The sequence below is a fragment of the Rhizobium sp. S96 genome (genome assembly GCF_030382195.1).
Taxonomy (GTDB): Bacteria; Pseudomonadota; Alphaproteobacteria; order Rhizobiales; family Rhizobiaceae; genus Rhizobium.
In genome coordinates, this window is the sequence record NZ_JAUDRY010000004.1 from 243,443 (window position 1) to 263,593 (window position 20,151).

Sequence of the window (20,151 nt, forward strand, 5' to 3'; positions counted from 1 at the left end):
CGTGCATGAAACTGCTTGAAACATATATATTGCGGCGCGTCGGCCAGATGTTTCTGGTGGCCTTGTTGCCTGTGCTAGCGATCATATGGACGACTCAGGTGCTGCAGCGCGTCAACCTGGTGACGGATAGCGGCCAGTCGATGGGTTCGTTCGCGAAGCTCGCAACGCTGATCCTGCCGTCTATCATTCCCGTCGTCCTGCCGTTCGCCCTCGTCATTGGCGTCACGCAAACGCTGACGACGATGAACAACGACTCGGAGCTTGCTGTGATCGACGCGGCCGGCGCCAAGCGGAGTGTGATTCTCCGACCGATTCTTATCCTGGCGGCTGTCATCAGCGTTTTCTCCTTCCTGGTCGACAATGTGGTTGAGCCGAAAGCGAAAACGGGCGCGCGCCAGATGATCGCAGCCGCATACGCGGATCTGCTGTCCAGCGTCATCGAAGAGAAGAATTTCCGCCGCATCGATTCCGGCCTTTACGTCCAGATTTCGGAGCGCCTCGCCGGGCGCGTCTTGAAGGGGCTGTTCGTGGTGGACGAACGCGACCCTTCCTTTGAGCTAATCTATTATGCGCGCGAGGGCGCCGTTGACGAAAAAGGCACCTCGCTGATCATGCATGATGGCGAAGTGCACCGGAAAACGCCGAATGGCGAAGTCTCGGTCATTCGATTCGATTCCTATTCGTTCGACCTATCCGACCTGACGCAGAACCGTGGTCAGGCGACCCTGCGCGCGTCCGACCGCGAACTGCCGTTCCTGTTCAATCCAGATACCACCGACAAGGACTACATCGCGCGACCGGGAAGCTATGTCGCCGAATTGCACCGGCGCCTGACCGACTGGCTCCTGCCGATGGTTTTCACACTGGTATCGCTGGCCATCGCGGGTGATGCGCGATCGCACCGCGAGGCGCGACTACATCCGATGGTTTCCGCGTTGATTCTCGCCTTTGCCTTGCGCTGGGCAACGTTCTACGCAGCCAACCAGATCGACACGAAGCCGGTCTATATCGGTATTCTCTATGCGATCCCTGCCGTGGTCAGCCTGCTCGCTATCATTTCGCTGGCGAGCCACAAGCGGCTTTCGCTTCTGGCTGCAATCAGCGACCGGACTGCCGCGCTATGGGGCAAGCTACGCCAACGCTTCCCCAACTCCGCTGGACCATCGACGGGAGGCGGCGCATGATTTTCGGAACGCTCGGGCGCTACTTCTTCCGCCGCTACCTCACGACGACCATCTGGTTCTTTCTCGGTGTGACCGGGATCGTCTTCATGGTCGATTTCAGTGAAACAGCCGGGCGCATGTCGAATCTGCCGGGCTACACCGTGACCGGCGGCCTACTGATGACGGCTGTGCGTCTGCCGCTCATCCTGCAGCAGACGGTTCCCTTCGTCGCCCTGTTCGTCGGCATGACCGTGCTGATTGGCCTTAACCGCAAATACGAGCTTGTGGTGACGCGAGCAGCTGGCATTTCGGTCTGGCAGTTCATGTCGCCATTCGTTGGTGGCGCTTTCCTGCTCGGCCTGCTGGTGATGGCCGCTCTCAATCCACTCGCGGCATGGGGACAGCGTCAGGCCGCGCTTGTGGAAAGCAATTGGCGCGGGGATACGGGCTCGAGCAACACCGTCCCGCAGGTTCCATGGATCCGCCAGATCAGTGGCCAGGACGACGTTGTCATCGGTGCGCACAAGGTTCTGGAAGACGGCACCCTGCTCGTCGATGCCGTCCTGATACACTTTGATTCGACCGGCCACATCATTCTGAGACAGGATGCGGCATCGGCAAAGTTGAAGAATGGTTACTGGCTTCTTAAGACGGTTGTGGAGCGTCGCCCCGGCGAGATCGCTGCCCGTAAGGACGAGGTACGAGTCCGCACCAATTTGAAACAGGACTTCGTGCAACAGAGGCTTACAGCCCCTGAAACTATTGCATTTTTTGATCTACCAAACCGTATTCGAGCAGCGAAATCCTTCGGGATTCCGACCAAGGCGCTCGAAACCCAGTTTCACTCATTGTTGTCTCAACCGCTGTTGCTCGTGGCGATGACTCTCATTGCTGCAACAGTGTCCCTAAAATTTAGCCGGTTCAACCAATCGAGGTCTGTGATTCTAGGTGGAATCCTTTCGGGCTTCGTGCTTTATGTGGTCACCGTGCTTGTAAAAGCATTCGGAAGCAGTGGGGTTGTCCCGCCTTTCGTGGCAACGTGGATTCCGGTCACCGTTGCCTTGGCTTTGGGTGCAACAATTCTGCTTCATCAGGAGGACGGCTAGTGGCGGCAGGCGACCGCAAGAGTTTCAGTAAGCAGCTGGTTGCCCTGTTGGCAGGCGTAGCCCTGTGCAGCTTTCCAGGCGGCATCCCAATTGCATTCGCACAGGACGCTATACAAAGCGTAAAGCCCAACATTCCGAAAGAAGCGAAAATGCTGCTTTCGGCTAACGAGCTCATTTATAACAGAGACGCAGAGATTGTTTCTGCGGTAGGCGGCGTGCAGATCAACTACGCCGGCTACAAGATGGTCTCGCAGCGCGTCGAGTATAATCAGAAGACCGGCCGGTTGATGGCGCTCGGCAATGTCGAGCTCATCAGCCCCGACGGCAATCGCATGTATGCCGACAAGCTGGATGTGACCGATGACTTCGCGAACGGATTCATCAATTCGTTGCGAATCGAGACGGCCGATAACACGCGTCTGGTTGCCGAGAGCGGCGAACGCGTCGCCGGCACGCAGATGATCCTGCACAAGGGCGTCTACACGGCCTGTTTGCCTTGCGCCGAAAACCCGCAAAAGCCGCCATTCTGGCAGGTGAAGGCGGAGCGCGTCATTCAGAACGGCGAAAAGCACACGATTCGCCTCGAGAAGGCTCGCTTCGAGCTTCTGGGGCATCCGATCGCCTATGTTCCGTGGCTGGAAGTTCCCGACAATACGGTGAAGCGGAAGTCCGGCTTCCTCTTCCCGAGCTTCAGCACGTCACAGAATCTCGGCTTCGGCCTGTCGGTTCCCTATTACTACGTCATTTCGCCCAGCATGGACGCAACGGTGACCGGAACCGGCTATACGACCCAGGGCTTCCTGCTCGACGCCGAATTCCGCCAGCGTTTCGAAAACGGCACGCATACATTGCGCATGGCCGGGATCGACCAGATGAGCCCCGAGCAGTTCACGCCGGGCACAAGCGATGCGGAGAAGGATTTCCGTGGCCTCGTGGCCTCGCAGGCTCAGTTCAAGATCAATCCGCGGTGGACGTTCGGTTGGGATGTCATGCTGCAGAGCGACAACAACTTCGCGCGCACCTACGAACTCAAGGGTCTGAACCAGAGCACGCACACCAACCAAGTCTATTTGACCGGTCTTGGAAAGCGAAACTACTTCGATCTGCGCTCGTTCTACTACGACGTTCAGGACGCCGATCCGTCCAACACGGCTGAAAAGCAGCAGGCGATCGTCTATCCGGTGATGGACTATCACTTCGTGGCGCCGCAGCCGCTTGCCGGAGGCGAGCTTTCCGCCGACGTCAACTTCACGAATATTTCGCGAACGCACGACGACTTCTATGAAGTGGACGGCTTCGATCGGTTCCGTGGTCTCCAGGGACAGACGTCTCGACTGACCGGTGAGCTGCAGTGGAAGCGTACGTTCGTGACGCCGGCCGGCGTTCTGATCACGCCGCTTCTGGCGGCTCGCGGCGATGCCTTTGCCTTGAATATGGATAATCCAAATTCAAACACGCAGGGCTTCACCTACGACGGCGATTACGACAACAACAACAGCGCTACGCGCTCGATGTTCACCGCTGGATTGGAGATGCGCTATCCGATCCTTGCAACGACAGACAACAGTACGCACGTGTTCGAACCGATCATGCAGATCTATGCACGACCGAACGAACAGCTGGCAGGTGGGTTGCCGAACGAGGATTCGCAAAGCTTCGTGTTCGATGCGACCAACCTTTTCGAACGCGACAAGTTTTCCGGCTATGACCGCATCGAAGGCGGTACGCGGGCCAATGTCGGCTTCCAGTACACCGGTACGTTCGATAACGGCTACAAGCTGCACGGCATCTTCGGCCAGTCCTATCAGCTCGCCGGCGACAACTCGTTTGCTAGCCCAGACCTCGTCAATGTCGGCGCGAATTCTGGCCTCCAGGACAGCGTCTCCGACTATGTAGGTCTCGGTGGCATCGAGACGCCGCAGGGCTTTGCCTTTGCTGCGTCCTATCGCCTGGACCGCGACGATCTGGAATTGCGTCGTGGCGACCTGACGGCCGGCTTCCAGACCGACGCGTTCCAGAGCCAGCTGCTCTATACGCACGTGTCTGCGCAGCCTGAGTATGGCTTCAATTCGGACAACGACGAAATCCAGACGAAGGCAACGGTCAAGTTCAAGGACTACTGGTCGATCTTCGGTGGCATCGCTTATGACTTGAACAACAACGTCGTGAGCAGAAAGATGGTCGGACTGTCTTACGAAGACGAATGCACGATCTTCACGATCGCCTACTCGGACAAGCGAGACGTCAGCGACGAGTCGGCCAGCGACTGGACGATTGGCGCGAGGTTGACCTTCCGTACGCTCGGCGATCTCAACATCGGCGACGTCACGGATCCCAACAAGAACATCTACAACAACTAAGAGCCTCGACAGCGGCGGAAGAAAGGAGCCTTTCTTTCGCCGTATGGCTGTGCAGGACATTGTGGCCGGTCGACATCTGAGGCATACGCTGAACGCTCCGAGAGCAGCAATGCCCGTTTGTCTTGATAAATTAGGAGCGCCGCAATACGAACGTGCGGCGTCAATGGGAAGGGTCGATAGATGATTGGCGCCAGGAAAACCGTAACAACGATGCTCGCCGGCATGGCCTTGGCGCTGCTGACGAGCTTGGTCGTGCCGCAGACCGGGACGGCTTTTGCCGCCAGTGAGGTCCGCGTGGTCGTCAATGGTACGGCAATTACCAGCGGTGACGTTGCCAAGCGCCAAGCCTTCCTTCGCCTGCAGCATCAGAAGGCCGATGCAAAATCCGCTGAAGATCAGCTGGTCGAACAGACCCTGAAGCAGCAGGAAATCTCGCGCGTGCGCATGTCGGTCTCCAAAGACGATGTCGATGCCTCGTTTGCGCGCTTCGCCACCGGCAACAAGCTCACAACAGCTCAGATGACGCAGATCCTCGAGCAGGCAGGTGTCGGCGTCGCCCATTTCAAGGCTTTCATTGCCGTGCAGATGAGCTGGCCTCGTCTGGTCAACGCTCGCTATGGCAACAGCAGCAAGATGTCGAATGCCGACCTCGTTGCCCGGATGATGCAGAACAACAAGCAGAAGCCGGAAACCACCGAGTATATTCTTCAGCAGATGATCTTCGTCGTGCCGGCGAACAAGAAGGGCATTGTTGGCAAGCGTAAGGGCGAAGCCGAAGCGTCACGCTCGAAGTATCCCGGATGCGACCAAGCCAAGGTTTTTGCAGCCACCATGCGTGACGTCTCCGTGCGTGACCTCGGACGTATCCTCGCTCCTGAGCTTCCGCCGGAGTGGAAGCCGCTTATCGAGCAGGCCAAGGGTAATACGACGGCAACCCGGGTTACGGACAAGGGTGTAGAATACCTTGCCATCTGCAGCCAGCGTCAGGTTTCCGACGACCAGGCCGCCGAGATGGTATTCCGCGAAGAAGACCTCGACAAGGCAAAGTCGGGCAAGGAAGCCCCTCCGGAAAATGCCAACGCGACGAAGTATCTCGAAGAACTGCGCAAGAAGGCGCAGATCCTGCGTCCCTGAGCCATCATGACCAATCCTTTTTCCCGCCCGCTTGCGCTTAGCCAGGGCGATCCCGCCGGGATCGGCCCTGACATAACCCTCATGGCCTGGCGTCAGCGGCGGGAGCTTGGTCTTCCGCCGTTTGTCTTCATCGGCGACCCCAACGTGCTGGCCACCCGCGCACGGCTGCTGGATCTGACCGTCGCCATTCGCGAAACCGATTGCGCCGGAGCGGCCGCGCTATTTGCCGATGCCCTCCCCGTTCTGCCCATCGCGGCAGGTGTCGAGGTTGCACCGGGCGAACCGCATGTTGCCACCGCCAAGGGCACCATTGCTGCGATCGAGACAGCGGTCTCGCTGACGATCGCCGGCGAGGCGCTCGGTGTCGTTACCAACCCGATTTCCAAGGCCGTTCTCTATGAAGCCGGGTTCCGTTTTCCGGGACACACGGAATTTCTTGCCGATCTGGCAGCGCGGGCTACGGGGCTTCCAGTCACCCCAGTCATGATGCTTGCCGGGCCGAAGCTCCGGGCGATACCGGTGACAATTCACATTCCAATCAAGGACGTGCCCCAGGCACTTACTACTGAACTGATCATCGAAACCTGCCGCATCGCCAATAACGACTTGCAGAAACGATTCGGCATCGAGAGGCCACGCCTTGCGGTCGCCGGCCTGAACCCGCATGCGGGGGAGAACGGCGCGATCGGCAAGGAGGATGAGTCGATCATTCTCCCCGCCATCCAGTTCCTGAGATCGGAAGGCGTCGACGCGATCGGCCCCTTGCCGGCGGATACGATGTTCCATGACGAGGCGCGCGCACGGTATGACGTCGCGATCTGCATGTATCACGACCAGGCGCTCATCCCGGCGAAGGCACTCGGCTTCGACGATTCGGTGAATGTCACGCTGGGACTGCCCTTCGTGCGGACTTCGCCGGACCACGGCACTGCGTTCGGCATCGCCGGCAAGGGCGTCGCCAGGGAAACCAGCCTCGTTGCAGCCATGAAGCTTGCCGCACATCTCGGCCGCACGGCCGCCGGCGCTCGCTGATGGCAGCTCTCGATGGACTGCCGCCGCTCCGCGACGTCATTCAGCGCCACGGGCTCGACGCCCGCAAGGCGCTTGGCCAGAACTTCCTGCTTGATCTGAACCTGACGCAGAAAGTTGCGCGCGCAGCTGGCTCGCTTGAGGACGTGACTGTTTTCGAGGTCGGCCCTGGCCCGGGTGGATTGACTCGCGCCATCCTTGCGCTCGGCGCCAAGAAGGTCATTGCCGTCGAACGCGACGCTCGCTGCCTGCCCGCCCTTGCGGAGATCGAGGCTCACTATCCCGGACGTCTCGAGGTTATCGAAGGCGATGCCCTGAAGACGGACTTCGAGGCGCTTGCCGACGGACGACCGGTCAAGATCATAGCGAACCTGCCCTACAACGTCGGAACGCAGCTGCTCGTCAACTGGCTGCTGCCAAAGCAATGGCCACCGTTCTGGCAATCGCTGACGCTGATGTTCCAGAAGGAAGTCGGACAACGCATCGTCGCGGAGAATGACGACGACCACTATGGTCGCCTAGGTGTGCTCTGCGGCTGGCGTACGAACGCAAGCATGGCGTTCGACATATCACCGCAGGCATTCACGCCTCCGCCCAAGGTAACGTCCACCGTGGTGCATCTGACGCCGAAGGAGCATCCTATCCCCTGCTCCGTCTCCAATCTGGAGAAGGTGACACATGCAGCCTTCGGCCAGCGCCGCAAGATGCTGAGGCAGAGCCTCAAATCGCTCGGTGGAGAAACGCTTCTGGCTAAGGCTGAGATCGATTCTTCCCGGCGCGCGGAGACCCTGTCCGTCGAAGAGTTCGTACGGCTGGCAAACTGCCTCTAGGAAAACCTGACTGACGACCTCATCGCCGCGGACTCTCGCCCACGGCGTTCAGGCATTCAGCGCACAGATCAGAGCTTGGGCTCTTCCGTCAGAAGACCGTTGACGAAATCGAACAGGCCGTGACGTCGATCGCGACGGACGCGCTCGGCATTGACGATGCAGCTGACATTGCGGAACGCTTCGTCGAGATCGTCGTTGACGATGACGTAATCGTATTCGCGCCAGCGCTCGATCTCGGCTCGGGAGTTCAGCAGGCGCGTGCGGATAACTTCCTCAGAATCCTCGGCGCGGCGATGCAGACGTGACTGGAGTTCCGTCATGGTCGGCGGCAGCACGAAAATCGAGACGATATCCGCCTTCATCTTCTCCTGAAGCTGCAGGGCGCCCTGCCAGTCGATGTCGAACAGCATGTCGCGACCTTCGGCCATTGCGGCTTCAACAGGTTCGCGCGGCGTGCCGTAGAAATTGCCGTGCACTTCGGCCCATTCCAGCAGATCGCCCGCGTCGCGCATTCTCTCGAACTGCGGCACCGTTATGAAATGATAGTGCTTTCCGGCGATTTCGCTCGGGCGCTTTGCTCTCGTCGTAACACTGACGGAGATCTCAAGGCTGTGATCATCTCGCAGCAGATTGCCGGCAATCGTCGACTTTCCGGCACCTGACGGAGAGGAAAGGACAAGCATCAACCCGCGGCGGGCGATCGTGGCAGGCTTATTCAACTGTGCCGGGCTCATGGCTCACTCCAAATTCTGAACCTGCTCGCGAAACTGGTCGATGACCACCTTCAGCTCGATACCGGCAGCGGTGACCGCCGATGCATTCGATTTGGAGCAGATCGTATTCGATTCGCGGTTAAATTCCTGTGCAAGGAAATCGAGCTTTCGCCCGACCGGACCACCCTTGGCGAGCAGCTCGCGGGCTGCCGCCACATGTGCGTTCAGGCGATCAACCTCTTCGCGCAAGTCGGCCTTTGTCGCAAGCAGCGCCGCCTCGGCGTACAGCCTATCCTCGTCGAACTTTCCAGCACCGTCCATCAGCATGGCGACCTGTGCGGAAAGCCGGGCTGCGATCTCGCGGGGCGATCTCGAAGGATCGCGCTCGATCGCCAGCGTCAGGCCTTCGATCGTAGAGACGTGGTCCAGCAGAATGCGCGACAACGCCTTACCCTCGACTTCGCGCATGGAGCGCAGATCGGACAACGCGGCTGAGAGCCCTGCGGTAATCTCGGCGTCACGGGCAGCGATTGCCTCTTCGCTATCTTCCGTCTCACGAAATTCGATAATGCCCTTGATGGACAGCAGCGTATCGAGCTGCAGAGGCACGGGGTCGATGATGCCGCCGAGCTGATCACGCAGAGCAAGAACGGCAGCCAGCGCCTCCTGGTTCAGCACCGTTTCAAAGCGGTTTTCGCCGGCAGAAACCGACAATGACACCTGCATGTTGCCGCGGCTGAAGTGTTCGCCTGCGATCCGGCGGACGTCGTTTTCCATCCGCTCCAGACCGGGCGGCAAACGCAGCCGAACATCCAGTCCCTTGCCGTTGACGGAACGCAGCTCCCATGCCCAGCGCCAGCGGCCGCTGGTGCCCTCACGCCGCGCAAAACCGGTCATGGACTGCAAAGCCATGCGTGCCTCCGAAATCAGTTCGTTTTCTTTTTCTTCTGGGTAGGTGCCGCAGGCGTGTCGGCAGCCGCCGCGGCGTCGGGCTGGCCATCGACCGCGATGTTCGGATCTGCGCCCTTGTCTGCCTCGAGCTTGCGCCAGCGCTTGACGTTGGCATTATGCTCCTCGAGCGTCGCGGCGAAGACATGCCCGCCGGACCCATCGGCGACGAAGTAGAGATCCTGTGTCTTCCACGGATTGGCAACAGCCTCAAGCGCGTCACGGCCCGGATTGGCAATCGGCGTCGGCGGCAGGCCCTTGATCACGTAGGTGTTGTAAGGTGTGTCCTTCTTCAGATCGGACTGGTAGATCGGCCTGTCGGTCGGCTTGCCGTCACCGCCGAACAATCCGTAGATGATCGTCGGATCAGACTGCAGCCGCATACCCTTTGCCAAACGGTTGAGAAATACGGATGCAACGTGTGCTCGTTCGTCCGGAACACCGGTTTCCTTCTCGACGATCGAGGCGAGCGTCACCAGTTCTTCCTTGGACTTCAGCTGCAGCGCCGGATCGCGCTTGTCCCAGACCTGCTCGACCAGTTTTTGCTGGGCGGCAGCCATCTGCTCGATGATCTCCGCACGCTTCGTGCCGCGCGAGAATTTGTAGGTGTCGGGACGCAGGCTGCCTTCGGCCGGAAGGGTGGCAGGCAGGTCGCCTTCGAGAACGGCGTCCTCGTTCATCCGGTTGAACATCTGCCGAACGCTCAGACCTTCAGGGAACGAGACGGAATAGAGAATCGACTTACCGGACTTAAGCAGTTCCATGATATCGTTCATGGACGCATGCGCCTTGATCTCGTATTCGCCTGCCTTGAGGCTTTCGCCCTCATCGAGGTGTGTTGCCGTCAGATAACGGAAGACACGGGCATCGGAGACGATGTTGTTGCGCTCGAGGTTGGAGGCGATCTCGGTTATGCCTGCGCCATTTCGAACGATGAAATTCGTGTTCGCTTCCAGCGGACCCGGCTCCTGGTAGGCCGAGATCGCGTAGTAGAAGACGACGACGGCTGCGGCGCAGCCGAGCACGACGAGCGTCATCAGGAAGTTCAGGAAAATGACGACCTGGCTGCGTGCCTTCTTCGAGCGTCGCGGCGGCTCGGGAACGCGCTCGGGACGCAGGGCTTCCGTGGGCGATTTGGGAATGATCGGCCCGCCCTGCGACTGCTGGCTTTGTTGGCCAATCGTGTCGTTGGTCTGGTTGGTATCGCTCACCGGCAATCCTCTTAACTAGGCCCCAAGTCCCGCTTCTCGCGAAGCAATACGGCAAAATGCAGGTAGGCAGCCCGATGTCGCGCTGCCTTGCCCGTCAGGAGCGTCGAGCTTGAGCTCAAGCTACGTAGCGGCGAAGCACCAGCGATGCATTGGTACCGCCGAATCCGAAGGAATTCGACAGGGCCACGTTGATTTCGCGCTGGCGCGCCTTGTGCGGCACAAGGTCGATCGCCGTCTCACGCTCGGGATTGTCGAGATTGAGCGTCGGCGGCGCAATGTTATCGCGGATGGCAAGCGTTGCGAAGATCGCCTCGATCGCGCCAGCGGCACCGAGAAGGTGACCCGTGGCGGACTTGGTCGAGGACATCGAGATCTTCGAGGCCGCATTGCCGACCAGACGCTCGACGGCGCCAAGTTCGATCGTGTCCGCCATGGTGGAGGTACCATGCGCATTGATGTAGTCGACATCAGCCGGGGTCAGGCCCGCACGCTTCAGCGCGGCGGCCATGCAGCGGCCGGCGCCCTCGCCGTCTTCAGACGGCGCCGTGATGTGATAGGCATCGCCCGAGAGACCGTAACCGACGACTTCGGCATAGATCCTGGCACCACGCGCCTTGGCATGTTCCAGCTCTTCGAGAACGACGATGCCGGCGCCCTCGCCCATGACAAAACCGTCACGGTCCTTGTCGTAAGGACGCGAAGCCTTCGTCGGATTGTCGTTGTGCTGGGTCGACAGAGCCTTGCAGGCGGCAAAGCCCGCAAGCGAGATGCGGCTGACAGGCGATTCCGTGCCGCCGGCGACCATGACGTCCGCGTCGCCGAAAGCGATCAGGCGGGCGGCATCGCCGATGGCGTGCGCGCCGGTCGAGCAGGCGGTGACGACGGAGTGGTTCGGGCCGCGCAGCTTGTGGCGGATCGAGACCTGGCCGGAAACGAGATTGATCAGGCGCCCGGGAATGAAGAAGGGCGAAATGCGGCGAGGTCCCTTGTCGCGCAGCGTATAGCCTGCTTCGACAATACCTTCGATACCGCCGATGCCGGAACCGATCAGGACGCCGGTCGAGATCTGGTCCTCGTCCGTCTCAGGATGCCAGTTGGCATCGTTCAATGCCATGTCGGCAGCGGCCATGCCGTAAATGATGAAAGGATCAACCTTGCGCTGTTCCTTGGGCTCCATCCAGTCGTCGGCATTGAATGTGCCGTCCGTGCCATCACCAACAGGAATGCGGCAAGCAATCTTGGCTGCGAGGTCTTCGACTTCGAATTCAGTGACCAGTCGGGCGCCGTTCTGGCCCGCAAGCAAACGGGCCCACGTCACTTCTGTTCCGCATCCCAAGGGTGATACCATGCCGGTACCAGTGATAACGACCCGTCTCATCGACTGCATTCCCCCGCCTTTTGTGTTCTATGGAGAACCATGCGTAAAACAAAAAGGGCGGACTCCGGGTCCGCCCTTTCTCAATTGCTCAGGATTAAGCCTGTGCCTTTTCGATGAACTTGACAGCGTCGCCGACCGTCAGGATCGAGTCCGCAGCGTCATCAGGAATTTCAACGCCGAATTCTTCTTCGAACGCCATGACCAGTTCGACGGTGTCGAGCGAGTCAGCGCCCAGATCGTCGATGAAGCTTGCGCCTTCGACAACCTTGTCGGCATCGACGCCAAGATGATCAATAACAATTTTCTTTACGCGTTCTGCGATATCGCTCATGTCGGTTTCCTCGACCTTATAATCCTGATCAGAGAGCCTTTATGGCACCCTACCCTGTTTCAGCCTGCGGTGCCCGGGGGCGACCATCGGCAAACTCGTTGTAACCCGGCTACCAGAGATGTCCCAGGCTTGCACAAAAGCCGGCCGGTCCGTCTGCTTTCTCGGGAGACTGTTCACAGTCATGGCCCGCTTAACACGGTTTAAGTCTGCCGCAAAGCCAGAAAATCAACCCCGCCGGGTTGGTCAACACGCTATTGCGGGGAAAACATGCCCCAAGGGCAGTTTCCCGTTTCAGATCATGGCCATGCCGCCGTTTACATGCAAAGTCTGGCCCGTCATGTACGCCGCTTCCGACGAGGCGAGATAAGCGACCGCAGATGCCACTTCGGCACCGGTGCCCATGCGCTTCATCGGGATCGCGCCCATGATCGTTTCTTTTTGCTTGTCGTTGAGCTTTCCAGTCATCGCGGATTCGATGAAGCCGGGAGCAACACAGTTTACGGTGACGTTGCGCGTCGCGATCTCCTGCGCCAGCGACTTGGTGAAGCCGATCATGCCGGCCTTGGAGGCGCAGTAGTTGGCCTGGCCCGGATTGCCGGTGACGCCGACGATCGAGGTGATGTTGATGATACGGCCATAGCGGCGGCGCATCATCGGATGCGTCAGCTCGCGCGTCAGACGGAACATCGACGTCAGGTTCACTTCGATGACGTTATCCCAGTCCTCGTCGCTCATGCGTACGAAGAGGCCATCCTTGGTGATGCCGGCGTTGTTGACGAGAATGTCGACACCTTCGAGATCGGCCTCTGCCTTGACGCCGAGCGCCTTGACTTCGTCGCGGTCGGCAAGGTTTGCCGGGAAGATCTTGACGCGATCGCCGAGCTCGTTGGCCAGCGCTTCGAGCTTCTCAACGCGAGTGCCATGAAGGCCGACGATGGCACCCTGCTTGTGCAGGATGCGTGCAATTTCTTCACCAATGCCGCCGGATGCGCCGGTAACGAGAGCCTTGCGGCCGGAAAGATCGAGCATGGAAGTGTTCCTTGTAATCGTTAAATCAATCAGGCCATGAGAGCGGCAACAGCAGCGTCAATATCCGCTGCGGTGTTGACCGAAATGCCGTTGACGGTCTTGTCGATGCGACGTGCGAGACCGGTCAGAACCTTGCCGGAGCCGATCTCGTAGAGCGTCGCCACGCCATTTGCAGCAAACCACTCAACGGTTTCGCGCCAGCGAACCTGGCCGGTGACCTGCTCGACGAGAAGTGCTGCGATTTCGTTGGCGTCCGTGACCGGTGCTGCACGCACGTTGGCGATCACAGGAACGACCGGGTTCGACTTTGCCACGCCGGCGAGCGCTTCGCGCATCGCGTCTGCCGCAGGCGCCATCAACGTCGAATGGAATGGTGCGGATACCGGCAGCAGGATGGCGCGCTTGGCACCCTTTTCAGTCGCGAGCGCGGCGGCCTTTTCGACAGCAACCTTTTCGCCGGAGATGACGATCTGCCCGCCACCGTTGTCGTTGGCAATCTGGCAGGAGCCGGCAGCAGATGCTTCGGCGCAAACCGCAACCACATCTGCATGCTCGAGCCCGATGATGGCAGCCATGGCGCCGACGCCAACCGGCACGGCGGCCTGCATGGCGTTTCCACGGATGCGCAGAAGACGCGCCGTATCAGCGAGCGAAAAGGTGCCGGCGGCACAGAGCGCGGAATATTCGCCAAGCGAATGACCGGCGACGTAGGAGACCTTGGCCTTGAGATCGAGGCCCTTGGCTTCCAGGATACGAATGACCGCCATGGAAACGGCCATCAGTGCCGGCTGCGCGTTCGCGGTCAGCGTCAGGGTTTCTTCCGGACCGTTGAACATGGTCTCGGAAAGCTTCTCACCCAGGGCCTCGTCGACTTCCTGGAAAACGGCGCGTGCCTCAGCGAAATTTTCGGCAAGTTCCTTGCCCATGCCGACGGCCTGGCTGCCCTGGCCCGGGAATGTGAAAGCGATGCTCATCCTATGTCCTTTTTATATGGACCTCTGGTTATTTCGCCTCCAATTGACATTCTTTCCCGGAGAGTCAAGTACTCCAAGCCTGCGTTCCAAGGCTTTCGCGGCTGCGAGAAAGCTGGAGGCTCCCTCTTGCGCTCGCTCAATTCCGGCCTAAATTCGCGCCGTCCTTCCAGACCCATTCATTTTCAGATCACCTTCAAGGTTCCCAGATGAAATACAAGAAACTTGGCCGTACCGATATTTCGGTCTCCGAAATCTGCCTCGGCACCATGACATGGGGCACGCAGAACACTGAGGCCGAAGCGCACGCGCAAATGGACTATTCAGTCGAAAAGGGCGTGAACTTCTTCGACACCGCCGAACTCTACCCCACGACGCCTGTTTCTCCCGAGACGCAGGGGCTGACGGAGGACTACATCGGCAGCTGGTTCGAGAAGACCGACAAGCGCAAGGATATCGTGCTTGCGACTAAGGTCGCGGGACCGGGCCGCTCCTACATTCGCGGCGGTGATGGTGCGGATGCCAAGAACATTCGCCTGGCGATCGAGGCAAGCCTGAAGCGGCTCAGGACCGATTATATCGACCTCTACCAGATCCACTGGCCGAGCCGTGGTCATTTCCACTTCCGCCAGGCCTGGCACTACGACCCCTTCAAGCAGGACACCGCCAAGGCAATCGCCAACATCACCGACATCCTGGAAACGATGGGCGAGCTGGTGAAGGAAGGCAAGGTCCGCGCGATCGGTCTTTCCAACGAGACGACCTGGGGTACGCAGAAGTATCTGACGCTGGCCGAAAAGCTCGGCCTGCCGCGAGTTGCCAGCGTCCAGAACGAATACAACCTGCTTTACCGCCACTACGATCTCGACATGGCCGAGCTTTCGCATCACGAAGATGTGGGGCTGCTCGCCTATTCGCCTCTCGCCGGCGGCATCCTGAGTGGCAAATATGTTGGGGGCGCCACGCCTGAGGGTTCGCGCGGCGCGATCAACAGCGATATCGGCGGCCGTCTTCAGCCGCTGCAGGAGGCGCCGACAAAGGCGTATCTCGATATCGCGGCCAGACACGGCCTCGACCCGTCAGCGATGGCGCTTGCCTACTGCCTCACGCGTCGTTTCATGGCATCGGTCATCATCGGCGCGACAACCATGAAGCAGCTCGAGACCGATATCGGCTCCATCAATCTCAAGCTCTCGCACGACGTGCTGGACGAGATCGAAAAGGTCCATCGGCAGTATCCGATGCCGATCTAAGCAATTGATTCCCGGCCTCCCCCAACGAGGGAGGCCGGGCTTCTCGGACACAACGGCAGGTTTTGCTGCCGCATCTTCCACTGCAATTTGCCGCTTCTCGAATTTCCGCATTTGCGCTAGCCTGATCTCGCCCTCGCGACACTGCAGGAGCGCCCATGCCGTGGAACGCAAGCTCGCAGTCATCCTCGCCGGAGACGTAGCCGGCTTCAGCCGCCTTGTTGCAGCCAACGAGGAAGAAACGCTTGCGACCTTGGCCGTCTACACCGCAACGATTGGCGACTTGGTTGCCGAGCACGGGGGACGGATTTTCGGCACGGCCGGCGACAGCGTGGTCGCCGAATTTCACAGTGCTGTCCTCGCGGTGCGTGCAGCCGTCGCCATCCAGCGCGCCCTGCATCGGCGCAACGCCGATTTACCCGCCGACCGGAGAATGGAATTTCGACTCGGCCTGAATCTTGGCGATGTCGTCGTGTCGGGCGGCGACCTGCTCGGGGACGGCGTGAATGTCGCTGCACGACTTCAGGAAGTCGCCCAGCCCGCCGGCATCTGCATTTCCGGCACGGTCAGGGACCAGATCGAGGGCAAGCTCGATTTCCCCATCACTCGGCTTGGCGAGCGAACGCTGAAGAACATTCCTCGTCCCGTGCTCGTGCACCGGGTAAACTGGAATCGTGAAGACCCTTTGGAGACTGGTGCTCTCGGCGGCCCTTTAACACTGCCGGACAAACCGTCGATCGCCGTGCTTCCCTTCGTCAACATGTCCGACGACCCCGAGCAGGAGTTCTTTGCCGACGGGCTCACTGAAGACATCATCACGGCGTTGTCGCTCTATCGGTGGTTCTTCGTCATCGCCAGAAACTCGTCCTTTGCCTACAAGGGCCGCGCGGTCGACGCCAAGCAGATCGGCCGAGAGCTGGGTGTACGCTATATCGTCGAGGGCAGCGTTCGCAGATCCGGCACCCGCATTCGCGTCACGGGACAGCTGATCGAGGCCGAAACCGGCGTTCATCTATGGGCGCAGCGCTACGACCGTGAGATCAGCGACATATTCGCCATCCAGGATGAACTCACCCAACACGTTGTCGGTGCCATCGAGCCGGAGATAGTGATCGGCGAGAGCAGTCGCGCCCTGCTCAAAACCACCGACAATCTCGATGCCTATGAATGCCACATGCGCGGGATGTGGCTGCACAATCTGCAGGATACGTCGGAGCATTTCACCGAGGCCATCGCCTGGCATCGCCGCGCCATCGCTCTGGACCCCGACTTCAGCCGCGCGCACATGCTGCTGGCGCGCTCACTCTATGCACGATGCTTCCATGGCTTCAGTACCGATGTCGACAGGGATAGCACCGAGCTCCGCGCCGCCGCCGAGCGTGCGGTGGCGCTCGACGATCGCGATCCCTATGCCCGGTACGCGATGTGCCTTGGCAATTTCGTCGTGCAGCGGGCAACGGCGGCGCTTGCCGAGGCGCAGCAGGCGATCGACCTCACGCCGAATCTTGCGATCGCGCATATGGTCCTCGGCTGGACGAGGATATTCACCGGGCACTTTGCTCAGGCCCAGGATCCGCTCCACATGGCGCTGCGCCTCAGCCCCCATGACCCGTTGACCTATCTCATCCTCGATCGGATTGCGCTGTCCCACTACCATCTCGGAAACTACGAAGAGGCGGCACACTATTCCGAGCGGGGACTTTCCCTGCGCCGCGCCTATTTCAATCGCGTGGTGTTTCTGGCAAGTCTGGGTCAACTGAACCGTCAGGACGATGCGCGCAGGCTGCTGCCGGAAACGCTCGCGAATGTTCCTGCCGACATCGAGCACTACTGGAAGATCCTCACGCCCTATGTCCATGCCGGACACTATGCGCATTTTCGCGACGGGCTGAGCAAGGCTGGCTTTCCCGTCATGGGCTGATTGCAGGACATTCCGCCCTGCCCCTTGCGTTTCCGCCAAAAATCCGTATAAGCCGCCCTGTTCGCAAACCCGGTCTTCTGGCTGGTGGCTGAACGGAGGGCCGATTTTCGAAAGAGAATCGTCGGAACGGAAGCGTTCCAGCCTCCCGTGTCTCCGCTCTCGACCGTCTCGGAAACGCTTTTCTTGCCTGGGTTCGCCCATTCAGGAGCAGTCGTTGAGGCTTAGCCGCCGAATATCGGGTGAATAAACGCAAGAAAGGCAAAGCTGTCATGGCTCTTTATGAACATGTATTCCTTGCCCGACAGGATATTTCCGCTCAGCAGGTTGATGCCCTCGTAGAACAGTACAAGGGCGTACTCGAAGCTAACGGCGGTAAGGTCGGGCGCGTAGAAAACTGGGGCCTCAAGTCCCTGACCTACCGCATCAAGAAGAACCGCAAGGCTCACTACGTTCTCGTCGACATCGACGCCCCGGCTGCTGCCGTGCAGGAAATGGAACGTCAGATGCGCATCAGCGAAGACGTCCTGCGCTACATGACGATCGCTGTTGAAGCCCACGAAGAAGGCCCGTCTGCCATGATGCAGAAGCGCGACCGCGACGACCGCGGCCCGCGTGAAGGCGGCGACCGTGGCCCGCGCCGCGAATTCGGCGATCGTCCGCCGCGCCGTGACGGCGACTTCCAGCGTGGCCCGCGCCCTGATCGCGCTCCGCGCGAAGACCGTGCATAAGGAGAACTGAGAATGTCTGAATCTTCCTCCGCACCGGTTCGTCGTCCGTTCCACCGTCGTCGCAAGACTTGCCCGTTCTCCGGCGCAAACGCTCCGCGCATCGACTACAAGGACGTTCGTCTCCTGCAGCGCTACATTTCCGAGCGCGGCAAGATCGTTCCTTCCCGTATCACGGCTGTTTCGCAGAAGAAGCAGCGCGAACTCGCTCAGGCGATCAAGCGCGCTCGTTTCCTCGGCCTGCTGCCGTACGTCGTCGCTTAATCAGCTGACGAGACCAAATCGAGGGAAGGCAGCAATGCCTTCCCTTCTCCCTTTCGCGATGGGCGCGGATCGGAACTCTTAAAACCCATGTTGAGGCATTCTGAAATCGATTCAGAAGAACCCTCTAACTGCTTGATGAAGCAGGACAGCGACCGTGAACCAACTGAACACAAAAACGCTAGGCATCGGCGCGCTCGCCGGATTGACCGCCGCACTTCTGGTGCTCGGCGCAAGCATGCAGCCGTCGTTCAGTGCTGTTCTTTACGCTGCTTCCGCCCTTCCCATTCTTCTTGTCGGCCTCGGTTGGGGCAATCTGGCGGCAATCTCTTCCGTCATTACCGCCGCCGTGCTCGGTGCGATCGCCATCTCGCCTTCCTTTGCGCTGTTGATGACGCTGGTTACGCTGCTGCCGGCCGGATGGCTGAGCCATCTCGCAAACCTTGCCCGCCCGGCTTCCGAGCTCGGTGGTCCGGATCACCTGATGGCGTGGTACCCGCTGTCCGACATTCTGCTGCACCTGTGTGGGCTGGTGACCATCGCCGTGATCGTTGTCGGCGTCATGATCGGCTACGGACCGGAGCTGATCGACCGCATGGTCGATGCGCTGTTCAGCTCGATCTCTCAGCAGCAGTCCGAATTTGCCCCTGATGCGGCCACCATCGCCCAGACCAAATCGTTGGTCCTGCTGATGCTGCCGGCGATCCAGGGCGGCATGTGGGTTCTGATGCTGTTTGCCGCCTACTATGTCGCGTCGCGCATCGTCAGCGTCTCCGGCCGCGGCCTGCGTCCGCGCGAGGACATTCCGTCGGCGCTGCGCATGAACCGCAATTCGATCTTCGTCTTCCTCGTCGGTCTCGCCGCCACTTTCTTCGGCGGCATTCCAGCGATGGTCGGAGCAACAATCGTCGGCACGTTCGGTGCCGGCTTTCTGCTCTCCGGCTTCGCCGCACTGCATTTTCGCACGCGCGGCAAGGACTGGCGCTTGCCCGCGCTCATCCTTTGCTACCTGGCTTCGCTGCTTCTGCTGCTGCCAGCCTTCTTCATCCTGGTCCTGGGCCTGGGCGACACCCGAAAGGCGATCGCACTGACCCCCAACAAGGATGCCGATGCCCCCAAACAGACAGACACAAAAATCTAAAGACACGAAAGGAACTCTCAAATGGAAGTCATTCTTCTTGAACGCATCTCCAAGCTCGGCCAGATGGGCGAAACCGTAAAGGTTCGCGACGGCTTTGCTCGTAACTACCTCCTGCCGCTCGGCAAGGCTCTTCGTTCCAACGAAGCCAACAAGAAGCGTTTCGAATCCGAGCGCGCAACGCTCGAAGCTCGTAACCTCGAGCGCAAGTCTGAAGCCCAGAAGGTTGCCGACGCCCTCGAAGGCAAGTCCTTCGTCGTCGTTCGCTCGGCTGGCGAAACCGGCCAGATGTACGGCTCGGTCGCGGCTCGCGATGTCGTTGAAATCCTCGCTGCCGAAGGCTTCAACATCGGCCGCAACCAGGTTCACCTGAACACCCCGATCAAGGCGATCGGCATCCACAAGGTTGAACTGCAGCTTCACGCTGAAGTCGAGATCCATATCGAGCTCAACGTCGCTCGTTCGGCTGAAGAAGCTGAGCGTCAGGCAAAGGGCGAAACCCTCACCTCCGTTGACGCGATCTACGGCGTTGACGAAGACGCTCTGCGTCCGGAAGACTTCTTCGATCCGGAAGCTGACGGCAACTTCGAAGACGAAGCATGATTTTTGGAGAGTAGTCTCTGAAACAGAAAGGCCCGGTTCAACGCCGGGCC

General features: G+C 59.8%; 19 protein-coding genes. 12 read left to right on the top strand and 7 right to left on the bottom strand.

The features are described 5' to 3' along the window. The first annotated feature begins 5 nt into the window (after window positions 1-5). The 6 genes from QTL94_RS06025 to rsmA all read left to right on the top strand — a co-directional run bounded on the left by QTL94_RS06025 (window position 6) and on the right by rsmA (window position 7,622). Window positions 6-1,184: an LptF/LptG family permease gene (locus QTL94_RS06025; RefSeq protein ID WP_065690040.1), complete on the top strand. Its 1,179-nt coding sequence runs from the start codon at window positions 6-8 to the stop codon at window positions 1,182-1,184. Beyond that, complete coding sequence (gene lptG / locus QTL94_RS06030) at window positions 1,181-2,269, top strand: LPS export ABC transporter permease LptG (protein ID WP_289800901.1); 1,089 nt, start codon at window positions 1,181-1,183, stop codon at window positions 2,267-2,269. The genes QTL94_RS06025 and lptG overlap by 4 nt, the downstream gene beginning before the upstream one ends. Continuing rightward, window positions 2,269-4,629 carry an LPS-assembly protein LptD gene (locus QTL94_RS06035; RefSeq protein WP_289800902.1) on the top strand — a complete coding sequence of 787 codons (2,361 nt, stop codon included), beginning with the start codon at window positions 2,269-2,271 and terminating at the stop codon, window positions 4,627-4,629. The genes lptG and QTL94_RS06035 overlap by 1 nt, the downstream gene beginning before the upstream one ends. Before the next feature lie 180 nt (window positions 4,630-4,809). Next, window positions 4,810-5,763, top strand: coding sequence for a SurA N-terminal domain-containing protein (locus QTL94_RS06040; protein ID WP_289800903.1), 954 nt, complete (start codon window positions 4,810-4,812; stop codon window positions 5,761-5,763). A gap of 6 nt (window positions 5,764-5,769) precedes the next feature. Continuing rightward, entirely contained in the window at window positions 5,770-6,795 is a 1,026-nt protein-coding gene (pdxA, locus tag QTL94_RS06045; protein ID WP_289800904.1) for a 4-hydroxythreonine-4-phosphate dehydrogenase PdxA, read from the top strand. After that, window positions 6,795-7,622 carry a 16S rRNA (adenine(1518)-N(6)/adenine(1519)-N(6))-dimethyltransferase RsmA gene (gene rsmA / locus QTL94_RS06050; protein ID WP_289800905.1) on the top strand — a complete coding sequence of 276 codons (828 nt, stop codon included), beginning with the start codon at window positions 6,795-6,797 and terminating at the stop codon, window positions 7,620-7,622. Before pdxA ends, rsmA begins: the two co-directional genes overlap by 1 nt. A gap of 68 nt (window positions 7,623-7,690) precedes the next feature. On the opposite strand, the gene gmk is transcribed toward rsmA, so the two are convergent. The 7 genes from gmk to fabD form a co-directional block, all read right to left on the bottom strand. Beyond that, window positions 7,691-8,356: a guanylate kinase gene (gmk, locus tag QTL94_RS06055; protein ID WP_289800906.1), complete on the bottom strand. Its 666-nt coding sequence runs from the start codon at window positions 8,354-8,356 to the stop codon at window positions 7,691-7,693. Window positions 8,357-8,359: 3 nt separating this feature from the next. Further along, window positions 8,360-9,247, bottom strand: a complete 888-nt coding sequence (locus QTL94_RS06060) for a YicC/YloC family endoribonuclease (RefSeq protein WP_289800907.1) — start codon at window positions 9,245-9,247, stop codon at window positions 8,360-8,362. 14 nt (window positions 9,248-9,261) lie between these two features. Further along, window positions 9,262-10,494 (bottom strand): endolytic transglycosylase MltG, encoded by a 1,233-nt coding sequence (gene mltG / locus QTL94_RS06065; RefSeq protein WP_289800908.1) that lies wholly within the window; start codon window positions 10,492-10,494, stop codon window positions 9,262-9,264. A gap of 115 nt (window positions 10,495-10,609) precedes the next feature. Next, entirely contained in the window at window positions 10,610-11,872 is a 1,263-nt protein-coding gene (gene fabF, locus QTL94_RS06070) for a beta-ketoacyl-ACP synthase II (protein WP_113521783.1), read from the bottom strand. Between the two features lie 94 nt (window positions 11,873-11,966). Continuing rightward, complete coding sequence (locus QTL94_RS06075) at window positions 11,967-12,203, bottom strand: acyl carrier protein (RefSeq protein WP_003502080.1); 237 nt, start codon at window positions 12,201-12,203, stop codon at window positions 11,967-11,969. Between the two features lie 291 nt (window positions 12,204-12,494). Next, the gene (gene fabG, locus QTL94_RS06080) at window positions 12,495-13,232 is read right to left on the bottom strand and encodes a 3-oxoacyl-[acyl-carrier-protein] reductase (RefSeq protein ID WP_113521674.1); all 738 of its coding nucleotides are present in this window, start codon (window positions 13,230-13,232) and stop codon (window positions 12,495-12,497) included. 29 nt (window positions 13,233-13,261) lie between these two features. Then, a complete protein-coding gene (gene fabD / locus QTL94_RS06085) occupies window positions 13,262-14,206 on the bottom strand; it encodes an ACP S-malonyltransferase (protein ID WP_289800909.1) in 945 nt (314 codons plus the stop codon). A 206-nt stretch (window positions 14,207-14,412) separates the two neighbouring features. On the opposite strand from fabD, the gene QTL94_RS06090 reads away from it, so the two are divergent. The 6 genes from QTL94_RS06090 (at window position 14,413) to rplI (ending at window position 20,101) form a co-directional block, all read left to right on the top strand. Beyond that, entirely contained in the window at window positions 14,413-15,456 is a 1,044-nt protein-coding gene (locus tag QTL94_RS06090) for an aldo/keto reductase (RefSeq protein WP_289800910.1), read from the top strand. Between the two features lie 160 nt (window positions 15,457-15,616). Then, window positions 15,617-17,374: an adenylate/guanylate cyclase domain-containing protein gene (locus QTL94_RS06095; RefSeq protein WP_289800911.1), complete on the top strand. Its 1,758-nt coding sequence runs from the start codon at window positions 15,617-15,619 to the stop codon at window positions 17,372-17,374. Window positions 17,375-17,643: 269 nt separating this feature from the next. Beyond that, window positions 17,644-18,102, top strand: coding sequence for a 30S ribosomal protein S6 (gene rpsF, locus QTL94_RS06100; RefSeq protein WP_037134580.1), 459 nt, complete (start codon window positions 17,644-17,646; stop codon window positions 18,100-18,102). Between the two features lie 12 nt (window positions 18,103-18,114). Next, window positions 18,115-18,363, top strand: a complete 249-nt coding sequence (rpsR, locus tag QTL94_RS06105) for a 30S ribosomal protein S18 (RefSeq protein WP_007531286.1) — start codon at window positions 18,115-18,117, stop codon at window positions 18,361-18,363. 154 nt (window positions 18,364-18,517) lie between these two features. Beyond that, entirely contained in the window at window positions 18,518-19,501 is a 984-nt protein-coding gene (locus QTL94_RS06110) for a DUF2232 domain-containing protein (protein ID WP_065690028.1), read from the top strand. Window positions 19,502-19,522: 21 nt separating this feature from the next. After that, window positions 19,523-20,101 carry a 50S ribosomal protein L9 gene (gene rplI, locus QTL94_RS06115; RefSeq protein ID WP_065690027.1) on the top strand — a complete coding sequence of 193 codons (579 nt, stop codon included), beginning with the start codon at window positions 19,523-19,525 and terminating at the stop codon, window positions 20,099-20,101. Window positions 20,102-20,151: the final 50 nt, after the last annotated feature.

Coding starts and splice junctions, on each gene's coding strand:
- rpsR (WP_007531286.1), top strand. CDS start 18,115: ATGTCTGAATCTTCCTCCGCACCGGTTCGTCGTCCGTTCCACCGTCGT.
- gmk (WP_289800906.1), bottom strand. CDS start 8,356: ATGAGCCCGGCACAGTTGAATAAGCCTGCCACGATCGCCCGCCGCGGG.
- QTL94_RS06040 (WP_289800903.1), top strand. CDS start 4,810: ATGATTGGCGCCAGGAAAACCGTAACAACGATGCTCGCCGGCATGGCC.
- fabG (WP_113521674.1), bottom strand. CDS start 13,232: ATGCTCGATCTTTCCGGCCGCAAGGCTCTCGTTACCGGCGCATCCGGC.
- QTL94_RS06025 (WP_065690040.1), top strand. CDS start 6: ATGAAACTGCTTGAAACATATATATTGCGGCGCGTCGGCCAGATGTTT.
- fabD (WP_289800909.1), bottom strand. CDS start 14,206: ATGAGCATCGCTTTCACATTCCCGGGCCAGGGCAGCCAGGCCGTCGGC.
- QTL94_RS06060 (WP_289800907.1), bottom strand. CDS start 9,247: ATGGCTTTGCAGTCCATGACCGGTTTTGCGCGGCGTGAGGGCACCAGC.
- rpsF (WP_037134580.1), top strand. CDS start 17,644: ATGGCTCTTTATGAACATGTATTCCTTGCCCGACAGGATATTTCCGCT.
- fabF (WP_113521783.1), bottom strand. CDS start 11,872: ATGAGACGGGTCGTTATCACTGGTACCGGCATGGTATCACCCTTGGGA.
- pdxA (WP_289800904.1), top strand. CDS start 5,770: ATGACCAATCCTTTTTCCCGCCCGCTTGCGCTTAGCCAGGGCGATCCC.
- rplI (WP_065690027.1), top strand. CDS start 19,523: ATGGAAGTCATTCTTCTTGAACGCATCTCCAAGCTCGGCCAGATGGGC.
- QTL94_RS06090 (WP_289800910.1), top strand. CDS start 14,413: ATGAAATACAAGAAACTTGGCCGTACCGATATTTCGGTCTCCGAAATC.
- lptG (WP_289800901.1), top strand. CDS start 1,181: ATGATTTTCGGAACGCTCGGGCGCTACTTCTTCCGCCGCTACCTCACG.
- QTL94_RS06075 (WP_003502080.1), bottom strand. CDS start 12,203: ATGAGCGATATCGCAGAACGCGTAAAGAAAATTGTTATTGATCATCTT.
- rsmA (WP_289800905.1), top strand. CDS start 6,795: ATGGCAGCTCTCGATGGACTGCCGCCGCTCCGCGACGTCATTCAGCGC.